The organism is Oleiphilus sp. HI0125 (assembly GCF_001635355.1).
Genome location: NZ_LWGF01000381.1, coordinates 1 through 1,341, shown reverse-complemented (window position 1 = coordinate 1,341; position 1,341 = coordinate 1). Strand labels below are relative to the sequence as shown.

Annotated in this window: 1 protein-coding gene; it reads right to left on the bottom strand. The window is 50.5% G+C overall.

Features of this window, described 5'->3' with window-relative positions; translation table 11 throughout:
- Window positions 1-1,341, bottom strand: a 1,341-nt coding sequence (locus tag A3762_RS05265; protein ID WP_197469043.1) for a VCBS domain-containing protein, incomplete at both ends; no start/stop codon positions are given.

The following is a 1,341-nucleotide window of genomic DNA, read 5'->3' as shown; positions in this document are numbered from 1 at the left end:
CTTGCCGATTGTGCTGTAATGACACTCAAAACGGGCGCGTCGTTAATACCTGTAATCGTCACCGAAATACTGTGTGCGGTGCCGTCTGCCGAATGGATTTGTATCACATCGGTCAGCGTATTATTGATCGGCGAGGAGCCTGCACCGAGCAGCTGCACGTCGCGACTTTGATTATCTAGATCATAGGTCCAGGTACCATTCGTTTGAAGGTGTAATGTTCCGTGTACACCCTGGATATCGCCCGCTTGAAAATGATCCTGACCAGCATCTTTATCACTTACACTGAGCGTGCCCGTCGCTTGCAGCGTGGTATCTTCTCTCACCATTCCGATATCCGCACCGCTGATGATCGCCGTATCATCTTTGCCGTGCACGGTAATGGTTAAGTTCTGCGTATCGGTTGCACCGCTTTGATCGACTACGCCAACGGGTATTGTCAGCGTTTGAACTTGACCTGCGGCTAGGTGTTGGTAACTCGCATGGCTCGGATCAAAGCTATAGCTGCCGTCTGCATGCAGGGTAAACCCATCAACTTGCTGCATTACGCTGTAACGAGTGACTTCATGGTCGTCAGTATCCGTTGCTGTAAGCTGGCCCGTTAGCAATTGGCCATCCTCTGTCACGCTTTGCGCTTGGATTTGCTGTAATACCGGCGCGTCATTTGTGCCCGTTAGGGTGATGACAAGATTCTTGGTATCAGTCGCGCCAGCTAGGTCAGTTACTGTCACAGGGATGGTGATGGTTTGTACATCGCCTTGCGCCAAATGGTTATAACTACCGTGGCTTGGGTCGAAGCTATAGCTACCATCTTGCTTTAGTACAAAACCATCTACATTCGGTGCACTAAAGGTAAGTTGGTCATTCGTATCAATATCCGAGCCGGTAAGCACACCTGTGGTCTTAGTGCTATCACCCTCTCTTGCCGATTGTGCTGTAATGACACTCAAAACGGGCGCGTCGTTAATACCTGTAATCGTCACCGAAATACTGTGTGCGGTGCCGTCTGCCGAATGGATTTGTATCACATCGGTCAGCGTATTATTGATCGGCGAGGAGCCTGCACCGAGCAGCTGCACGTCGCGACTTTGATTATCTAGATCATAGGTCCAGGTACCATTCGCTTGAAGGTGTAATGTTCCGTGTACACCCTGGATATCGCCCGCTTGAAAATGATCCTGACCAGCATCTTTATCACTTACACTGAGCGTGCCCGTCGCTTGCAGCGTGGTATCTTCTCTCACCATTCCGATATCCGCACCGCTGATGATCGCCGTATCATCTTTGCCGTGCACGGTAATGGTTAAGTTCTGCGTATCGGTTGCACCGCTTTGATCGACTACG